This window comes from Marivita sp. (genome assembly GCF_020055635.1).
Classification (GTDB): domain Bacteria; phylum Pseudomonadota; class Alphaproteobacteria; order Rhodobacterales; family Rhodobacteraceae; genus Marivita.
Map to the genome: position 1 here is coordinate 72,194 of NZ_JAIPUT010000014.1, position 15,983 is coordinate 88,176.

Sequence of the window (15,983 nt, forward strand, 5' to 3'; positions counted from 1 at the left end):
TGCGACGTCAGCGGATCAGAGCGTCTGCCCGTTCACCCGCCGCTCCAGCCGCTCCAACGCGTCGATCACGTCGGAATCGTGCGGCCTGAGGCTGAGTACCCGCGAATAGGCATCATACGCAAGGCGGGGTTTGTCGACCTGTTCAAAGAGCGCGCCCAGCCCCCGCAGCGCTCCGAAATGGTCAGGATTGAGCGCCAGCGTGCGTTCCAGCGCATCCGCCGCAGGTCCGAACATCTCTTCGCGGTAATAGGCCAGCGCCAGCGCGTGCCACCCTTCGGCAAAGCCCGGCGCATGATCGGTCAGCGCCGTCAGGTGCTCGATCGCCACATTGACGTTGTCGACCTCAAGCGCATCCTGCCCCCGCTTCAACAAGAGGTTCATCGCCGCCGATCCGGATTTTTCCCATTCCTGCCGCAGCTGTCGTTCCAGCCGGTCGGCCGCCTGGGCATCCTCGGCCTGCGACAGTTGGTCAAGCAAGTCCGCCGCCGGGTCCTGCTGTGCCGTGGCCTGTCCCGCGATCACACCGGTCGAGAAAAGAAATGCCGCAACGGCAGATTTGTATTTGCGCATCGTGAACCTCATAACCACGATAAATGTAACGCAAGGCGCGGAAATTGCCAGTCTTGCACGGCAAGACGCGATCACAAGGAGACGAGCACATGAGCGATGTTGTGACACAGGCGGTCGCCGCCATGAACGAAAAGCTGAACGGCGGCGGGATCGACGGCACCGCGCAGTTCAATATCGAAGGTGAAGGCAGCATGATCGTCGACGCCGACGGCGCACGCGAAGGCCAGGCGGATGCGGATGTGACCTTCAACGCCGACGCCGATACCTTCCGCGAAATCTTCGATGGATCGCTCAACCCGACATCCGCCTTCATGTCCGGACGCCTGTCCATCGACGGCGACATGGGCATGGCGATGAAGCTGGCCTCCACCCTGGCTTGATGACAGAGCCCGCGCCCTATCGCGGCGATCTGGCCGACGGGCCGGGCACCGAGGCGTTCTGGCTGCGCAGTTCGGACGGGGTGCGCATCCGCGCCAGCCATGCGCCGGCGAACGCGGCGAAAGGCACGGTGTTCATCCTGCCGGGACGCAGCGAATATGTCGAAAAATACGGCCGGACCGCGGGCGATTTCGTGCGCGCGGGTTTTGACGTCATCTCGGTCGATTGGCGCGGCCAGGGCATGGCGGACCGGCTTGGCGCCGATCCGATGGTGGGCCATGTCGCGCGTTTTCTCGACTTCCAGAAGGACTGGGCGGCGGTAAGACGCTTTGCACGCGACCGCGATGCACCGCGACCCTGGCACATGGTGGCGCATTCGATGGGCGGCTGTATCGGCCTGCGCGCCCTCATGAGCGGCAGCGACATGGCATCGGTGGTCTTTACCGGGCCGATGTGGGGCATCCGGATCGCGCCGCATCTGCGTCCGGTGGCCTGGGCCGTGCCACGGCTGGCGGTGATGCTGGGATTCGGGCACCGCCTCGCCCCCGGCACGTCGATCAAGAGCTATCCGGCCTGTGAACCGTTCGAAGACAACATGCTGACCACCGATCCCGAGATGTATGCCGACATGCGCAGACATGTTCTGGCGGAACCGCGATTTGGCCTTGGCGGCCCGTCTCTCGCATGGCTGGGGTCTGCGCTCGACGAATGTGCCGCGCTTGAAAAATTGCCCTCGCCCGCGATGCCGGCGCTGTGTTTCGTCGGCTCGAACGAGCGGATTGTCGATACGACCAGAATTCGCGAACGGATGACCCACTGGAAGGGCGGCAAGCTTCTGCTGGTGGACGGCGCGGAACATGAAGTGCTGATGGAAAAAACCGGCACGCGGCGCCAGGTCACCGGCTCTGCGATTTCGCTCTTCTCGCGCTTTGGATGACGACCGCCGAACGCGTTTTCCAATCCATCTGTCTGCCGGTCCAAAACCGCCGTTTCTGCCCAAAGCCACACGGACCGCCCCTCTGGCGATGTCGCTTTGCCCTCCTATACTCAGTTCCATGACCAACCAGGTTCTCACCTTTACCGATCGCGGCATCTACTGCCCCGCCGGAGATTTCCACATCGACCCATGGCGCCCCGTGGACCGCGCATTGATCACCCACGGTCACGCCGATCACGCCCGCCCGGGTCATCGCCGCTACCTGTGCACCGATGCTTGTGCCCCGGTGATGCGTCACAGGCTGGGCGATATTTCTGTAGAAACCGTTAAGTTCGGCGAGACGCGTAAAATTGGCGATGCATCGGTGTCGTTCCACCCCGCGGGCCACCTGCCCGGCTCGGCGCAAATCCGGGTCGAGGTGGCGGGCGAGGTCTGGGTCGCCTCGGGCGATTACAAGATCGTCCCGGACGGAATGTCCGAGCCTTTCGAACCGGTTCCGTGCCACAGCTTCATCACCGAATGCACCTTCGGCCTGCCCGTTTTCAAATGGGACGACCAGGACGACGTGGCGCGGGAGCTCAACGCATGGTGGGCGCGCAATGCCGCCGAGGGCAGGGCGTCGATCCTCGGAGCCTATGCGCTCGGCAAGGCGCAGCGCCTGCTGGCCATGATCGATCCCGAGATTGGACCGATCCTGACCCATGGCGCAGTCGAGAACACCAACGCAGTGCTTAGAAATCAAGGGTATAGGCTGCCCGATACCATCCACGTGACGCCTGATATCACCCCCAAAGACCATCCCGGCGCGCTGATCATCGCGCCGCCGTCGGCCTTGGGGTCGCAATGGGCGCGCCGCTTCGGACCGGCGTCCACCGCGTTTGCCTCAGGCTGGATGCGTCTAAGGGGTGTGCGCCGCCGGCGCGCTGCCGACAGGGGCTTTGTCATTTCCGACCATGCCGATTGGAACGGATTGATGCAGGCGATCACGGAAACCAAGGCCGAAAATATTTATGCAACACATGGTTACACCGATATCTTCGCGCGATGGCTGAACTCCGAAGGCTATAACGCACAGGTGGTTCCCACCGAATTCGGCGGCGAGGATGACGAGGCGGAAACGCCATGAAGGACTTTGCCGCGCTCTTCACCACCATCGATCAGACCACGAAGACCAGCCTCAAGACCAGGGCGCTGGCCGCCTTCTTCCGAACCGCCAGTGACGAGGACAAGCTCTGGACCATCGCGCTTTTCTCGGGCCGTCGCCCGAAACGCGCCGTGACCACGACGCAACTGCGCGAATGGGCGGCCGAGGTCAGCGGTATCCCCCTCTGGTTGCTGGAAGAAAGCTATCCGATCGTCGGCGATCTGGCTGAAACCATCGCCCTTGTCCTGCCGTCCCCCGGTCGGGAAAGCGACTTGCCCCTGACCCACTGGATCACCGAACTGAAATCGCTGTCCACGCTTGATATCGGCGCGCGCAAGACCCGCATTCTCGATGCCTGGGATCAACTCGACCCCACCGAAAGGTTCCTCTTCAACAAGCTGATCACCGGTGGGTTCCGCATCGGCGTGAGCCAGAAACTGATGACCCGCGCCCTCGCGCAAGCCACTGATCAGGACGAACCCAGCCTGGCCCACCGCCTGATGGGCGGCTGGACGCCCGAGACCACGAGCTATCACGCGCTGATCGAAGCCGAGGACACGCAAGCCGACGAAAGCCGCCCTTATCCCTTCTACCTCGCCTATCAACTCGACGGCGAACCACAGGATCTCGGCGCTCCGGCGGACTGGCAGGCTGAATGGAAATGGGACGGCATCCGGGGGCAGGTGATCCTGCGAGGCGGCATGCACCATGTCTGGTCGCGCGGCGAGGAATTGATGACCGACCGTTTCCCCGAATTCGCCCGCCTGACGGATTTCCTGTCCGACGGGCTGGTTCTGGACGGCGAGATCGTCGCGTGGGAGGGCACGCAGCCCTTTCCCTTCAACACGCTGCAAGCCCGGATCGGTCGCAAGACGGTGCCGAAGAAGCTCTTGAAAGCCGCGCCGGTGATCCTGCTGGCCTATGATCTGCTCGAACACGAGGGCGAGGATTTGCGGCACACGCCGCTGCACCACCGCCGGGCGCGCTTGGACGCGCTGTTGCGCGACCTGCCCGCTGACGCGCCGGTCAAGGCCGCCCCGCCGCTGTCCTTCGATACCTGGGAGGCGCTGGCCCAAATCCGCGCCACCGCCCGGGACCACCGCGCCGAGGGGCTGATGCTCAAACGCCTCGACAGCCCCTATCTTGCCGGCCGCAAGAAGGGCGACTGGTGGAAATGGAAGCTTGATCCGCTGACCGTCGACGCGGTGATGATCTATGCCCAGCAGGGCCACGGTCGCCGCGCCAACCTCTTTACCGATTTCACCTTCGCGGTCTGGGACGGCAACGATCTTGTGCCCTTCACCAAGGCCTATTCCGGCCTGACCGATGAGGAATTTCGCAAGATCACCGCCTGGGTGCGCAAGAACACGCAGCAACGCTTCGGCCCGGTGCGGCAGGTCACACCGCACCACGTGTTCGAGATCGCCTTCGAGGGCATCCATGCCTCGCCGCGTCACAAATCCGGCATCGCCTTGCGCTTTCCGCGCATGTCGCGCTGGCGGCACGACAAACCACTGCAAGAGGCCAATACGCTCGCCGATCTCAAGGATCTGCTTGAAACCTACGGCTAGGCGCGCTGCCAATCCCGGCCGCCCGATGGCTTTGCCCCTTGAACCTTTCGCCCACACGGCACAGGTTCGAAGGCAACCAAGGACAGGAGACACCCCATGCCGCGCACGCCTTCCCCCGTATTCGACGCCAACGCCCAAAGCGGCAGCAAGGACCTCGGCAATCTGCCGGAATGGGACCTGACAGACCTTTACCCGTCGGATGACGCGGCCGAGTTGAAGCGCGATCTCGACTGGCTGGAAGAGGCCTGCCGCAGCTTTGCCGCCGACTACGAAGGCAAGCTGGCCGAGTTGACCGCCGAAGAGTTCCTGACCGCGATTCACCGTCACGAGAAGATCGAGAACATCGCCGGCCGCATCATGTCTTACGCGGGTCTGCGCTACTACCAGCTGACCACCGACGCCCAGCGCGCCAAGTTCTTGTCCGACCACCAGGAAAAGATCACGATCTACACCACGCCGCTGGTCTTCTTCACGCTGGAACTGAACCGCATCGACGACGCCACCGTGGATGCGCTGTTCGACGCCAATCAAGACCTCGCCCGCTACAAGCCCGCGATCCGCCGCATCCGGGCAATGAAACCCTACCAGCTGTCGGACGAGATGGAGAAGTTCCTGCACGACATGGGGGTTGTCGGCGACGCCTGGGAACGGCTTTTCGATGAAACCATCGCCGGGCTGGAATTCGAGGTCGACGGTGAACCGCTCACCATCGAAGGCACGCTGAACCTGCTGACCGAACAGGACCGGTCGGTGCGCGAAGCCGCCGCGCGCGAACTGGCCGCCGTCTTCGCCGAGAACATCCGCATCTTCTCGCGGGTGCACAACACGCAGGCAAAGGAAAAAGAGGTCATGGACCGCTGGCGCGGCATGCCCACGCCGCAGACCGGTCGCCACCTGAGCAACGATGTCGAACCCGAAGTGGTCGAGGCGCTGCGCAACGCCGTCGTGGCCGCCTATCCCAAGCTCAGCCACCGCTATTACGAACTCAAGCGCAAATGGCTGGGTCTCGACGTGATGCAGGTCTGGGACCGCAACGCGCCGCTGCCGATGGAGGCCACGCGCACCGTCGGCTGGGACGAGGCGGAAGAAACGGTGATGAATGCCTATACCGAATTCGACCCCCGCATGGGCGACATCGCCAAGCCGTTCTTCAGCAAGGGCTGGATCGACGCCGCCGTGAAACCGGGCAAGGCGCCTGGGGCCTTTGCCCATCCCACCGTGACGGATGTGCATCCCTACGTGATGCTCAACTACCTTGGCAAACCGCGCGACGTGATGACACTGGCGCATGAACTGGGCCACGGCGTGCACCAGGTGCTGGCTGCCGGGCAAGGCGAAATGCTGGCCTCCACGCCGCTCACGCTTGCCGAAACCGCGTCGGTCTTCGGCGAAATGCTCACCTTCCGCCGCATGCTCGACAATGCCAGGGACGATGCCGAAAAGAAGGTGCTGCTGGCGGGCAAGGTCGAGGACATGATCAACACGGTCGTGCGCCAAATCGCCTTCTACGATTTCGAATGCAAGCTCCACGAAGCGCGGCGCGGCGGCGAACTCACCCCCGACGACATCAACGCGCTCTGGATGTCGGTGCAGGCGGAATCCCTCGGCCCGGCGTTCGAGTTCATGGAGGGCTACGAGACCTTCTGGGCCTATATCCCGCATTTCGTGCATTCCCCCTTCTACGTCTACGCCTATGCGTTTGGCGACGGGCTGGTGAATGCGCTCTATGCCGTCTACGAGGAAAACCCCGAAGGCTTCCAGGACAAGTATTTCGACATGCTCAAGGCGGGTGGATCGAAGCACCACAAGGACCTTCTCGCGCCTTTCGGCCTCGATGCCAGCGACCCCGAGTTCTGGGACAAGGGGCTCGACATGATTTCAGGCTTCATCGACGAGCTGGAAGCGATGGAGGGCTGAGTCTCTGTCGTCCCGCATGTGGGGTGACGTCGTGTTTGCATATTTGGAAAGAGAAGAAGCAGGGGGTCGCATCATCCCTGCTTCTTCTCTTTGATAAATATGCCGGCGACCGCTGCGCGTGGCGCATGACGCGCGGTCAGGGCACCCCGGTTTCCACCGGGCCCAATCCGAGCCGAAGGCGAGATATCCGGCGCGGGCGCCAGCCCGCACATTTCATTTCAGCTGCGAATCCTTGGAGCCGCGCCGGTTGATGCCGCCACGGGCCTTGAAGCTGCCATCGCGTTCCTGCTGGCATTCGATGCAAAGCTTGACCCCGGGGATCGCCGCGCGGCGCTTTTCGGGGATCGGTTCGTCGCAATCGGCGCAATGGGTCAGGCTTTCGCCGACCGGACCGCGGCGCGCTTTCAGGCGCGCCAGTTCGTCGTTGATCGACGCATCGATCTGTTCCTGTACCGCCCCGTCACGCGCCCATCCGCCGGCCATGTCCCGCTCCTTTGCACATCCGATCCCGAAAATATGGGCGCAGGGACCGAAAGACGCAAGACGCGGTCCCTGCCGGTGGTGCAGGCCGCGTCGAGATATGCTTCGGGCGACGACGCTTTCCTTTCAGCGTGGCGCGGCTATCTTCTGCTTCAGGGAGTTTTGTCATGCGTCTGTTTCTTGCCTCGCTCTTGCTCTGCTGTGCCACGCTGGCGCAGGCGGCGATGTCCAGCTTCACCTTTCCGTCCATCGACGGTGGAGAGATCGACCTGTCCGAATGGCGTGGTCAGCCCGTGCTGGTGGTCAACACCGCGTCGCGCTGCGGGTACACGCCGCAATATGACGGGTTGCAGATGCTGTACGACACCTACCGGGACAGGGGGCTGGTCGTTCTGGCGGTGCCGTCGAACGATTTTCGGCAGGAGCTGGCAACGGATGAGGCGGTCAAGGATTTCTGCGAGGTGAATTTCGCCCTCGATTTCCCGATGACGACGATCACCTCGGTGCGCGGTGACGCGGCGCACCCGTTCTACCAGTGGCTCGAGGCCGAGGCTGGGTTTGCGCCGCGCTGGAATTTCAACAAGGTGCTGATCGCCCCGGATGGCAGCGTGGCCGCGACATTCGGATCGAATGCGCGGCCGATGTCGAGGCCGGTGACCGAGGCGATCGCCGCCTTCCTGCGCTGATCACGCCTTCAGATAGGTCCAGATCTCGTCCTTCAGCGCGCCGCGCTGCTTGCGAAGCTCGGTTTCCGCCATGGCATCCATCGGCTCGACGTTGGTCTCGGCGCGGTGAACGCTGCGGTTGATCTCGTGGTAGCTGTCGAAAAGTTTCGCGAAATGCGCGTCCGACTGCTTCAACGCACTCATTTTTTCGACGTGATCCGGGAATTCCTCGGCAAGCTCGTGCGGGGTATGTGACATGGATGCACTCCTCTCCTGATGTCCTTGCACACAGGTTGGCAGAGCGATCCATCCTTGACCTTGACCCGGATCAAACCGGTGTCAGTTTCGCGCTTTTCTCCAACCCGCCTTGCGGGCTTCGGCTTCGGAACAGAACCAGCGTTCGCCCTTGCCAAGCGAGATGCGCGTGGCCCCGTAATAGGGCTGTCCGGGCACGTGGTAGATGCGCTCGCCGCTGTTCGGGCTGATATTGCCCTTGATCGTGCAGGCGGGGTTCAAGGCGTTCGGCAGCAGGCTTTTCCCGTCGGGTGTACCGCGCTGCACGGTCACGGTTTTCGCCCCGGTGTCGGTCTGAGGATCGGCCGGCCGGGCCTGCGCCCGCTTGGCCGCCCGAAAGGCTGCGGGCGACATGACCCCGGTCGCATGCAGGCCCCGGCCATTCACCGCCGCGGCTTTCTCGGCCAGATCATAGTCCATCCCGTAGCGCCGATAGGCAAAGGCCAGCCCGTCGCTCACCAGCCGTTCGCCGATGTCCTGTCCGTCGACGCGGCAGGTGGCGACCGTGCGACCATAGCGATCGGTGTCCGTAGTCACGCAGCGGGCGTGCCGGCCCTCGTAGAGCGCCCGTGTCTCGTCGCGGACCCACGCGCCGCAAGCCCAGGCGGGGCTGTTGGCGTCACCGCAGGTCTGATCGGTCTCGGGCGCGTCGATGGCGTGAAGGCGCACCGTCGCGTCGCCCACCTCGATCGTATCGCCATCGATCACTCGGATGTGGCCATCCGGCCCGGCATGAGCCATCGACCCCAGAAGAAGAAGGGAGGAAAAAAGCGCAATTCTTAACATTCCGTGAATATAGCCGGACAAAAACGGCAACAAAATGGACGTCGTTAAGAAAAGTTAACCGAGGCGCGGCATCCGCCCTGAGGGCCTGGGCAAACGCGCCCTATTCCCATTCCATCTCTTCGAAGACGCGCCCGGCGTTCTTGGTCGCCAGTTCTTCGAACGTGTCCAGATGCGCCCAGTTCGACTGGTCGACGTAATAGGCGCTGGCCAGATCGCCGCCCTCTTCGATATGCGCGCCGATCTTCCCTCGCAGATCCTTGATGTAATCGCTGGTGTAGCGCGTCACCTGGGCCATGTTCGTCGGGTGGCCGTGGCCGGGTATCACATAGGTCGCGCCCAGCGCCGTGAACGGTCCGTCGAAGGTGTCGATCCAGGCGTCCGTGTCGGTTTCGGCAAAGATCGGCGGCATCCGTTCGTGAAAGGCGATGTCCCCGGCAATCACGATGCCCCATTGCGGAATCCAGACCTGCACGTCGCCCGGATCATGCGCCGGGCCCAGATGCAGCACCTCGAGCGTCGCGTCGCCCATCTCGACCACGTGCCTGTCGGAAAAGCTCAGGTTGGGCACCACGACCCGAGTGCCCTCGGCGCGGTCGCGGTTGTAGCCCTGCATGCCTTGCAGGATGAAATCGCCATCCGCCTCGACCACCGCGATGGCATCTTCATGGGCCAGGATATCCACACCCTGATCCGCCCAGTAGGAATTGCCGAGGACCGCATGGCCCTGCCCGTTCTCGTTGATCACCAGCTTCACACGCTGGTCGGTCACCGCCTTGATCTCCTCGTGCAGCGCCGCAGCCAGCCGCGCCGAGGCGCCGCCATTGATCACCACCACGCCATCGCCGGTGACGACAAAGCTCAGGTTGTTGTTGTGGCCCGCGTTTTCATAGGTCGGCGGGGCGGTTGCCCCAATGGCCGAAAAGACATGCGGGATCACCTCGACCGGTTTGTCGTAAAGCTCGGATTGCGGGTACTTGTCGGCGATGTCTTCGCTGGCACTCGCCATGCCGGCGGTCAGCACGGCGGTCAGGGTCAGGGTCTTGCGCATCGGTGGTCTCCTCCTGTTGCGCACACATTCATGTATGCGAATAACAATTGCAATCCCTTTGCGGTGCGCCATCTTGCTCCTGCGCGTCAGACCGCTAGGGTCGCGCCAGGCGGATCGGGAGGACGGAATGACACTGGCAGGCAAACACGCGCTGATCACCGGGGGCGGCACCGGGATCGGGCTGGCCATCGCGGTCGCGCTGCGCGACGCGGGCGCGGTGGTGACGATCACCGGGCGACGGGCCGAAACGCTCGAAACCGCCGCAAAGGCACATGACCTGCACCCGCTGGTGATGGATGTGCAGGACGAGGCGTCGGTGGTGGACGGCATCGCGCAGGCCGTCGCGGCCAGAGGCCCGGTGCAGATCTGCGTCGCCAATGCCGGGATCGCCGAGGGCCGCGCGCTGCACAAGATGGACATGGCTTTCTGGCGCAACATGATGGCGACCAACCTGGACGGCACGTTCCTGACGATCCGCGAATGTCTGAAATCGATGCGCGACACAGGCTGGGGCCGCGTCATCGCCGTCAGTTCGATCGCCGGGTTGCGCGGCCTCAAGGGCGCGCCCTGCTACTCGGCGTCGAAACATGCCGTGGTCGGGCTGATCCGGGGGCTGGCCGCGGATTACGCGGGCAAGCCCTATACGTTCAACGCGCTCTGCCCGGCCTATGTGGATACCGACATCGTGTCCGGCAACGCTGCCTCCATCGCCGCGCGCACCGGCATGGACGAAGCGGTGGCGCGCAAGCTGATGGTCGACGTGAACCCGCATGGCCGCCTGATTGCCCCCGAGGAAGTGGCGGATGCCGCGCTCTGGCTCTGTGGCGACCATTCCGGCAGCATCAACGGGCAGGCCCTCCAGATCGCGGGGGGCGAGGTGTGAGCGATCCATATGATCCCGCCCGCGACGGCGCGCAGATGTCGTTCGACGGGCGCATGTCCTATACCGACTATCTCGGCCTCGATGCCGTTCTGGACGCACAGCACCCGCTCAGCACCGCGCATGACGAATTGCTGTTCATCGTCCAGCACCAGACCTCGGAATTGTGGATGCGACTGGCGCTGCACGAATTGCACGCCGCGCGCGACACGCTGGGTGCCAAGGACATCCGCCCCGCCTTCAAGCTGCTGTCCCGCGTGGCCCGCATTTTCGAACAGCTGAATTCCGCCTGGGACGTGCTGCGCACCATGACACCCAGCGATTACACGACCTTCCGCGAATCCCTGGGCCAGAGTTCGGGCTTTCAATCTGCGCAATACCGCGAGATCGAGTTTCTGCTGGGCAACCGCAACAGGGCGATGATCAAGCCGCACGCGCACCGGCCGGACCTTGAAAGCCGCCTGCGGGCCGAGCTGGACAAGCCGTCGCTTTACGATTGCGCGCTGGTCAGGCTGGCGCAGGCGGTGCCCCTGCCGGACGCCGCTCTGAACCGCGACCGGTCCAAGCCGCATCAGCCGGACGAGGCCGTGCAGGCCGCATGGGCCCAGGTCTACCGCGACCCCGCACGCTACTGGGATCTCTACGAACTGGCGGAAAAGCTGGTCGATCTCGAAGATTACTTCCGCCGCTGGCGCTTCAATCACGTCACCACCGTGGAACGGGTGATCGGTCTGAAACGCGGCACCGGCGGTACCGGCGGCGTGTCCTATCTCAAGCGCATGCTCGAGGTTGAGCTTTTCCCCGATCTCTGGCACCTGCGCACCAAACTCTAAGACCCCGGAAAGGGACGACATGACCGATTTCTCCGCCACCCGCGCCGCCTTTCACCTGCCCGAAGGCATGATCTATCTCGACGGCAACTCTCTGGGACCATTACCGAGATCCGCCGCCGCCCGCGTGGCGCAGACCATGACAGCCGAATGGGGCGACCACCTGATCACTGGCTGGAACGCCTGCGGCTGGATGGACATGCCCGCGCGGCTGGGCGACCGGATCGGGCGTCTGATCGGCGCGGAGCCGGGTCACGTGGTGGTGGGCGACACGCTGTCGATCAAGGTGTTTCAGGCACTCGCCGCCGCGATCAAGCTGACCCCGGACCGGCGTGTGATCCTGTCGGACACCGGCAATTTCCCCTCCGACCTCTACATGGCCGAGGGGCTGATCTCGCTGCTTGGTCCGGAGTATGAACTGCGCCTCGTCGCCCCCGAAGAGGTTGCGGACGCCATCTCCGAAGAGATCGCCGTGACGCTGATCACCGAGGTGGATTACCGCACCGGGCGCAAACACGACATGGCCGCCCTGACGCAGAAGGCACATGCACATGGCGTGGTCACAGTCTGGGATCTCGCACACTCCGCTGGTGCCCTGCCGGTCGATCTGGCGGGGGCAAAGGCCGATTTCGCGGTGGGCTGCACCTACAAGTACCTCAATGGCGGCCCCGGCGCGCCCGCCTTCATCTACGTCTCACCGCGCCATGCGGACAATGCGCTGCCCGCACTCTCGGGCTGGCTGGGCCATGACAGCCCCTTCGCCTTCGATCTGGGCTACACCCCCGGCGCGGGCATCGCCCGGATGCGGGTCGGCACGCCGCCCATCGTGCAGATGGCGGCGCTCGACGCGGCGCTCGATGCGTGGGACGACGTGGACATGAATGACCTGCGCGCGCAATCCATCGTCCTGTCAGAGCGCTTCATCGCAGGGGTCGAGGCCACCTGCCCCGACCTGACGCTGGCCAGCCCGCGCGACCCGGTCCAGCGCGGATCACAGGTCAGCTTTCAGTTCGCCGAGGGCTACGCCGCGATACAGGCGCTGATCGCCCACAAGGTGATCGGGGATTTCCGCGCGCCGGACATCATGCGGTTCGGCTTCACGCCGCTCTACCTGAGCGAAGACGACGTGGACGCGGCGGTCGACATCCTCGCGCGGATCATGCGCGACCGCCTTTGGGACACACCGGACTTCAAACAGCGCAAGGCGGTGACCTAGGCGCGCGAGTCTCCGTCGACGGAGACTTGCAACGCGTCGACGCGTTGTCCGCCCACGACCTTTTTTCCCTGCGCCCAGGCCCGCACCGCGTCGCCGAACGCCTGAAACAGCGGTCGCGACACCGGGTCGTTGGCCGCGTCCCATTCCGGATGCCATTGCACGGACAGGGTAAACCCCGGCGCGTCCCTGATGAAGGTCGCCTCGGGTGTGCCATCGGGCGCGTGCCCGTCGATCACGATGCGCGCGCCGGGGGTCTTGATCCCCTGCCCGTGCAGCGTGTTGGTCATCACCTCGTTCGATCCGAACAACCGATGGAACACGCCCCCCTCCGACAGCGTCACCACGTGGCGCAGGGCGAACTTTTCCTCAAGTGTGCCATCCGGCGGCATCCGGTGGTTCATCCGCCCCGGCAGATCGCGGATCTCGGGATGCAGCGTGCCCCCCATTGCCACGTTCACCTCCTGAAAGCCCCGGCAAATCCCGAGAAAGGGCTGGCCGCGCTCGACGCAGGCGCGCACCAGCGGCAGGGCGATCGCATCGCGCGCCCGGTCAAAGGCGCCATGCGCCTCGGTCTCGGCCTCGCCGTATTCCTCGGGGTGGACATTGGGCCGCCCGCCGGTCAGCAGGAACCCGTCGCACACTTCCAACAGTTCCTCGACCGAGACGAAACGCGGATCGGCCGGCACCACCAGCGGCACGCAATCGGCCACCTGCGCCACCGCTTCCGAGTTCATCGACCCACCCGCATGCGCGGGGTACTGATCGTTGATCAGATGCTGGTTGCCGATGATTCCGACGACTGGCCGCGCCATAAGTCCTGTTCCCTATATCTCGGCTGTCAATCCAACCGCTTCGATCCCGGCCTTCGCGGCCGCGGCATCATTGTCCGACGTGTCGCCGGTCACACCCACCGCGCCCAGCACAGCGCCCTTGGCATCGCGCACCAGAACGCCGCCCGGAACCGGCACCATCTGCCCGCCAAGCGCCGCACCGGCGGCGGTGATGAAATACGCCTGTTCTTCGGCGCGGCCCTTTTGCGCGGTGCCCGCCATGCCCAGCATCACGGTGCCATAGGCCTTGCCATGCGCGATCTGGAACCGGCCGGGGCTGGCGCCATCCTCGCGCTCGAAAGCCTGCACGTTGCCGCCCGCATCGAGCACGATGACCGACAGCGGCTTCATCTCGGCGGCGCGCCCCGCTTCAAGCGTCTTGCGGATGATGGTGCGCGCGCGGCGCAAGGATATGGTCGCCATTCTGTCCTCCCGGTTCAGGCAAAAAGATCATGCGCCAGTTCCAGCGCATCGACCAGTTTATCCACTTCTTCTTCGGTATTGTACAACCCGAATGACGCCCTGCAGGTCGCGGTCAGCCCCAGATGGTCCATCAGCGGCCCGGTGCAATGCTGACCCGCCCGCACCGCGACACCCTTCTTGTCAAGGATCGTCGAGATGTCATGCGCATGCGCCGCGCCGTCCAGCGTAAAACTGAAGATTGCCGCCTTGTCAGGCGTTGTGCCCTGCACCTGCACCCAATTCAGGCCGTCCAGACGCGTCCGCGCATAGTCGCGCAACCGCGCCTCGTGGGCGGCGATGTTCTCCATCCCCAGCCCCATCATGTAATCCAGCGCCACACCAAGGCCGATCTGCTGCACGATGCCCGGCGTGCCCGCCTCGAACATCATCGGCGCGTCGTTCCACAGCACCTCGTCCTTGTGCACCTCGCGGATCATGTCGCCACCGCCAAGAAAGGGCTGCATCTCGGCCATCCGGGCCTTGCGCATGTAGATGGCACCCGACCCGGACGGCCCATAAAGCTTGTGCCCGGTGATGGCATAGAAATCACAGCCGATGTCATCGACGTTCACCGGCATGTGCACCGCCGCCTGTGACCCGTCGATCAGCGTGGCAATGCCCCGTTCGCGCGCCGCGTCGCAGATGGTCTTCACATCGACAACGGTTCCCAAAACGTTGGAAAGATGCGTCACCGCGACCAGCCTGGTCTTCGGCCCCATCGCGTCGATCACCGCCTGCGGGTCCAGATAGCCGGTGCTGTCCACATCCACCCACTTGATCACCACGCCCTGCCGTTCGCGCAGGAAATGCCAGGGCACGATATTGGCGTGATGCTCCATCACCGACAGGATGATCTCATCCCCGGCCTTGAGGTTGGGCATCGCCCAGCCGTAAGCCACGGTGTTGATCCCCATCGTGGTGCCGGTGTTCATGACGATCTCGTCTTCATCCTTTACCCCAAGGAATTTCGCGATCACGCCCCGCGTGCTCTCGTACTTTTCGGTTGCGAGGTTCGACAGGTAATGCAGCCCGCGATGCACGTTGGCATATTCCTCGCCATAGGCCCGCGTGATCGCGTCGATCACCACCTGCGGTTTCTGCGCGCTGGCCCCGTTGTCGAGATAGACCAACGGCTTGCCATTCACCTCCCGCGACAGGATCGGAAAATCGCGCCGAATTTCGGTGACGTCATACATATCCAGGAATCCCTCCGGTCTGAACGCCGAGCAGGCTGAAGATCAGGCTCAGCCCCAGCATCATGCCGACCACGGCCAGCAGCAGAATCAAACCCGCCTTGAGCAGGCTGCCCACCTCGTGGGCGACATCGATGAAGTTGACGAAGATCCAGATGCCCAGCACCGATGCGGCGCTGATCACGACCCCCGACAGGAACAGGCTCACCGGCCCGAGAACGACCACGGCCGCCTGCACCAGGACCCGCAAGGCCTGAAGCCAGATCACCAGGATGGCAACCTGACCATAGGTCGCGCGCCCGCCCAACGGCCGCCCGCAGACCGTGACCGCAAAGATCAGCGCCGCGACCGACACCGCCAGCATCACGCCGAACACGATCGGGCTGCCAAGCAGAGGGCCAAGGGCGTCGCTCGGCGGTGTCGTCAACAGCGACAGCGAGAACATCAGCGTGTTGAGCACGATCACCAGCGCAAAGGCCAGCCAGAGCACCTGCGACGGCAGGGACATCGACAGCAACAGCCGCGCCACGTCGCGCGGGGCCGTGACCGTGTTCAGCGCAAGCCGGAAGAACCCCGGAACCGTCACGTGGCAGCTCCGCGGTAGACGGCCAGCATGCTGGCGATCCAGAACCACATGAAGACGCAAAACCAGATCATCCCGACAATGGTCAGTTGTATCCCTGCCCCGATATAGCCCGCGACCAGCCCATTCAGCAGAATGAGCGGCGACGACGCCAGAAGGCTCCAGAACAGTGCCAATCGTGCGTTGAACGATGGTCCCC

General features: G+C 64.0%; 18 protein-coding genes and 1 pseudogene. 9 read left to right on the top strand and 10 right to left on the bottom strand.

Annotation, left to right across the window (positions count from 1 at the left end):
- Positions 1-15: 15 nt before the first annotated feature.
- Complete coding sequence (locus LCF60_RS09270) at positions 16-570, bottom strand: tetratricopeptide repeat protein (protein ID WP_292291318.1); 555 nt, start codon at positions 568-570, stop codon at positions 16-18.
- Between the two features lie 89 nt (positions 571-659).
- Between LCF60_RS09270 and LCF60_RS09275 the strand changes: the two genes are divergently transcribed.
- From LCF60_RS09275 to LCF60_RS09295, 5 genes are all read left to right on the top strand, one after another.
- The gene (locus LCF60_RS09275) at positions 660-950 is read left to right on the top strand and encodes an SCP2 sterol-binding domain-containing protein (protein ID WP_292291320.1); all 291 of its coding nucleotides are present in this window, start codon (positions 660-662) and stop codon (positions 948-950) included.
- Positions 950-1,885: an alpha/beta hydrolase gene (locus LCF60_RS09280; protein WP_292291321.1), complete on the top strand. Its 936-nt coding sequence runs from the start codon at positions 950-952 to the stop codon at positions 1,883-1,885. The genes LCF60_RS09275 and LCF60_RS09280 overlap by 1 nt, the downstream gene beginning before the upstream one ends.
- 118 nt (positions 1,886-2,003) lie before the next feature.
- Positions 2,004-3,011, top strand: coding sequence for a ligase-associated DNA damage response exonuclease (locus LCF60_RS09285; protein WP_292291322.1), 1,008 nt, complete (start codon positions 2,004-2,006; stop codon positions 3,009-3,011).
- Entirely contained in the window at positions 3,008-4,600 is a 1,593-nt protein-coding gene (locus LCF60_RS09290; protein WP_292291324.1) for an ATP-dependent DNA ligase, read from the top strand. The genes LCF60_RS09285 and LCF60_RS09290 overlap by 4 nt, the downstream gene beginning before the upstream one ends.
- Positions 4,601-4,696: 96 nt before the next feature.
- Positions 4,697-6,517, top strand: a complete 1,821-nt coding sequence (locus LCF60_RS09295) for a M3 family oligoendopeptidase (RefSeq protein ID WP_292291326.1) — start codon at positions 4,697-4,699, stop codon at positions 6,515-6,517.
- Between the two features lie 213 nt (positions 6,518-6,730).
- On the opposite strand, the gene LCF60_RS09300 is transcribed toward LCF60_RS09295, so the two are convergent.
- On the bottom strand, positions 6,731-7,000 hold the full coding sequence (locus LCF60_RS09300) for a DksA/TraR family C4-type zinc finger protein (protein WP_292291327.1): 270 nt from the start codon (positions 6,998-7,000) through the stop codon (positions 6,731-6,733).
- Positions 7,001-7,221: 221 nt separating this feature from the next.
- Here LCF60_RS09300 and LCF60_RS09305 point away from each other — a divergent pair, with 221 nt between their 5' ends.
- A complete protein-coding gene (locus tag LCF60_RS09305) occupies positions 7,222-7,683 on the top strand; it encodes a glutathione peroxidase (RefSeq protein WP_292291342.1) in 462 nt (153 codons plus the stop codon).
- On the opposite strand, the gene LCF60_RS09310 is transcribed toward LCF60_RS09305, so the two are convergent.
- The 3 genes from LCF60_RS09310 to LCF60_RS09320 all read right to left on the bottom strand — a co-directional run bounded on the left by LCF60_RS09310 (position 7,684) and on the right by LCF60_RS09320 (position 9,790).
- Positions 7,684-7,920 carry a YdcH family protein gene (locus LCF60_RS09310; RefSeq protein WP_292291328.1) on the bottom strand — a complete coding sequence of 79 codons (237 nt, stop codon included), beginning with the start codon at positions 7,918-7,920 and terminating at the stop codon, positions 7,684-7,686.
- A gap of 81 nt (positions 7,921-8,001) precedes the next feature.
- Positions 8,002-8,742, bottom strand: coding sequence for a thermonuclease family protein (locus LCF60_RS09315; protein ID WP_292291330.1), 741 nt, complete (start codon positions 8,740-8,742; stop codon positions 8,002-8,004).
- A gap of 100 nt (positions 8,743-8,842) precedes the next feature.
- Entirely contained in the window at positions 8,843-9,790 is a 948-nt protein-coding gene (locus LCF60_RS09320; RefSeq protein ID WP_292291331.1) for an MBL fold metallo-hydrolase, read from the bottom strand.
- 127 nt (positions 9,791-9,917) lie between these two features.
- Here LCF60_RS09320 and LCF60_RS09325 point away from each other — a divergent pair, with 127 nt between their 5' ends.
- From LCF60_RS09325 to kynU, 3 genes are read left to right on the top strand one after another with little or no spacing between them, the layout of a single operon-like run.
- Entirely contained in the window at positions 9,918-10,673 is a 756-nt protein-coding gene (locus LCF60_RS09325) for an SDR family oxidoreductase (protein WP_292291332.1), read from the top strand.
- The gene (kynA, locus tag LCF60_RS09330; RefSeq protein WP_292291333.1) at positions 10,670-11,503 is read left to right on the top strand and encodes a tryptophan 2,3-dioxygenase; all 834 of its coding nucleotides are present in this window, start codon (positions 10,670-10,672) and stop codon (positions 11,501-11,503) included. Before LCF60_RS09325 ends, kynA begins: the two co-directional genes overlap by 4 nt.
- A gap of 19 nt (positions 11,504-11,522) precedes the next feature.
- Positions 11,523-12,716, top strand: a complete 1,194-nt coding sequence (gene kynU, locus LCF60_RS09335; protein WP_292291335.1) for a kynureninase — start codon at positions 11,523-11,525, stop codon at positions 12,714-12,716.
- On the opposite strand, the gene LCF60_RS09340 is transcribed toward kynU, so the two are convergent.
- The 5 genes and pseudogenes from LCF60_RS09340 to LCF60_RS09360 form a co-directional block, all read right to left on the bottom strand.
- The gene (locus LCF60_RS09340; protein ID WP_292291336.1) at positions 12,713-13,528 is read right to left on the bottom strand and encodes a gamma-glutamyl-gamma-aminobutyrate hydrolase family protein; all 816 of its coding nucleotides are present in this window, start codon (positions 13,526-13,528) and stop codon (positions 12,713-12,715) included. The two genes, kynU and LCF60_RS09340, sit on opposite strands and share 4 nt — an antisense overlap.
- A 12-nt stretch (positions 13,529-13,540) precedes the next feature.
- Complete coding sequence (locus tag LCF60_RS09345; protein ID WP_292291337.1) at positions 13,541-13,969, bottom strand: heme-binding protein; 429 nt, start codon at positions 13,967-13,969, stop codon at positions 13,541-13,543.
- 14 nt (positions 13,970-13,983) lie between these two features.
- Positions 13,984-15,204 (bottom strand): cysteine desulfurase, encoded by a 1,221-nt coding sequence (locus LCF60_RS09350; protein WP_292291338.1) that lies wholly within the window; start codon positions 15,202-15,204, stop codon positions 13,984-13,986.
- Positions 15,197-15,787 carry a YIP1 family protein gene (locus LCF60_RS09355; RefSeq protein ID WP_292291340.1) on the bottom strand — a complete coding sequence of 197 codons (591 nt, stop codon included), beginning with the start codon at positions 15,785-15,787 and terminating at the stop codon, positions 15,197-15,199. The genes LCF60_RS09350 and LCF60_RS09355 overlap by 8 nt, the downstream gene beginning before the upstream one ends.
- Positions 15,784-15,983 (bottom strand): annotated as a pseudogene (locus tag LCF60_RS09360) (YIP1 family protein); the annotation flags it as partial. The gene LCF60_RS09355 and the pseudogene LCF60_RS09360, both read right to left, overlap by 4 nt.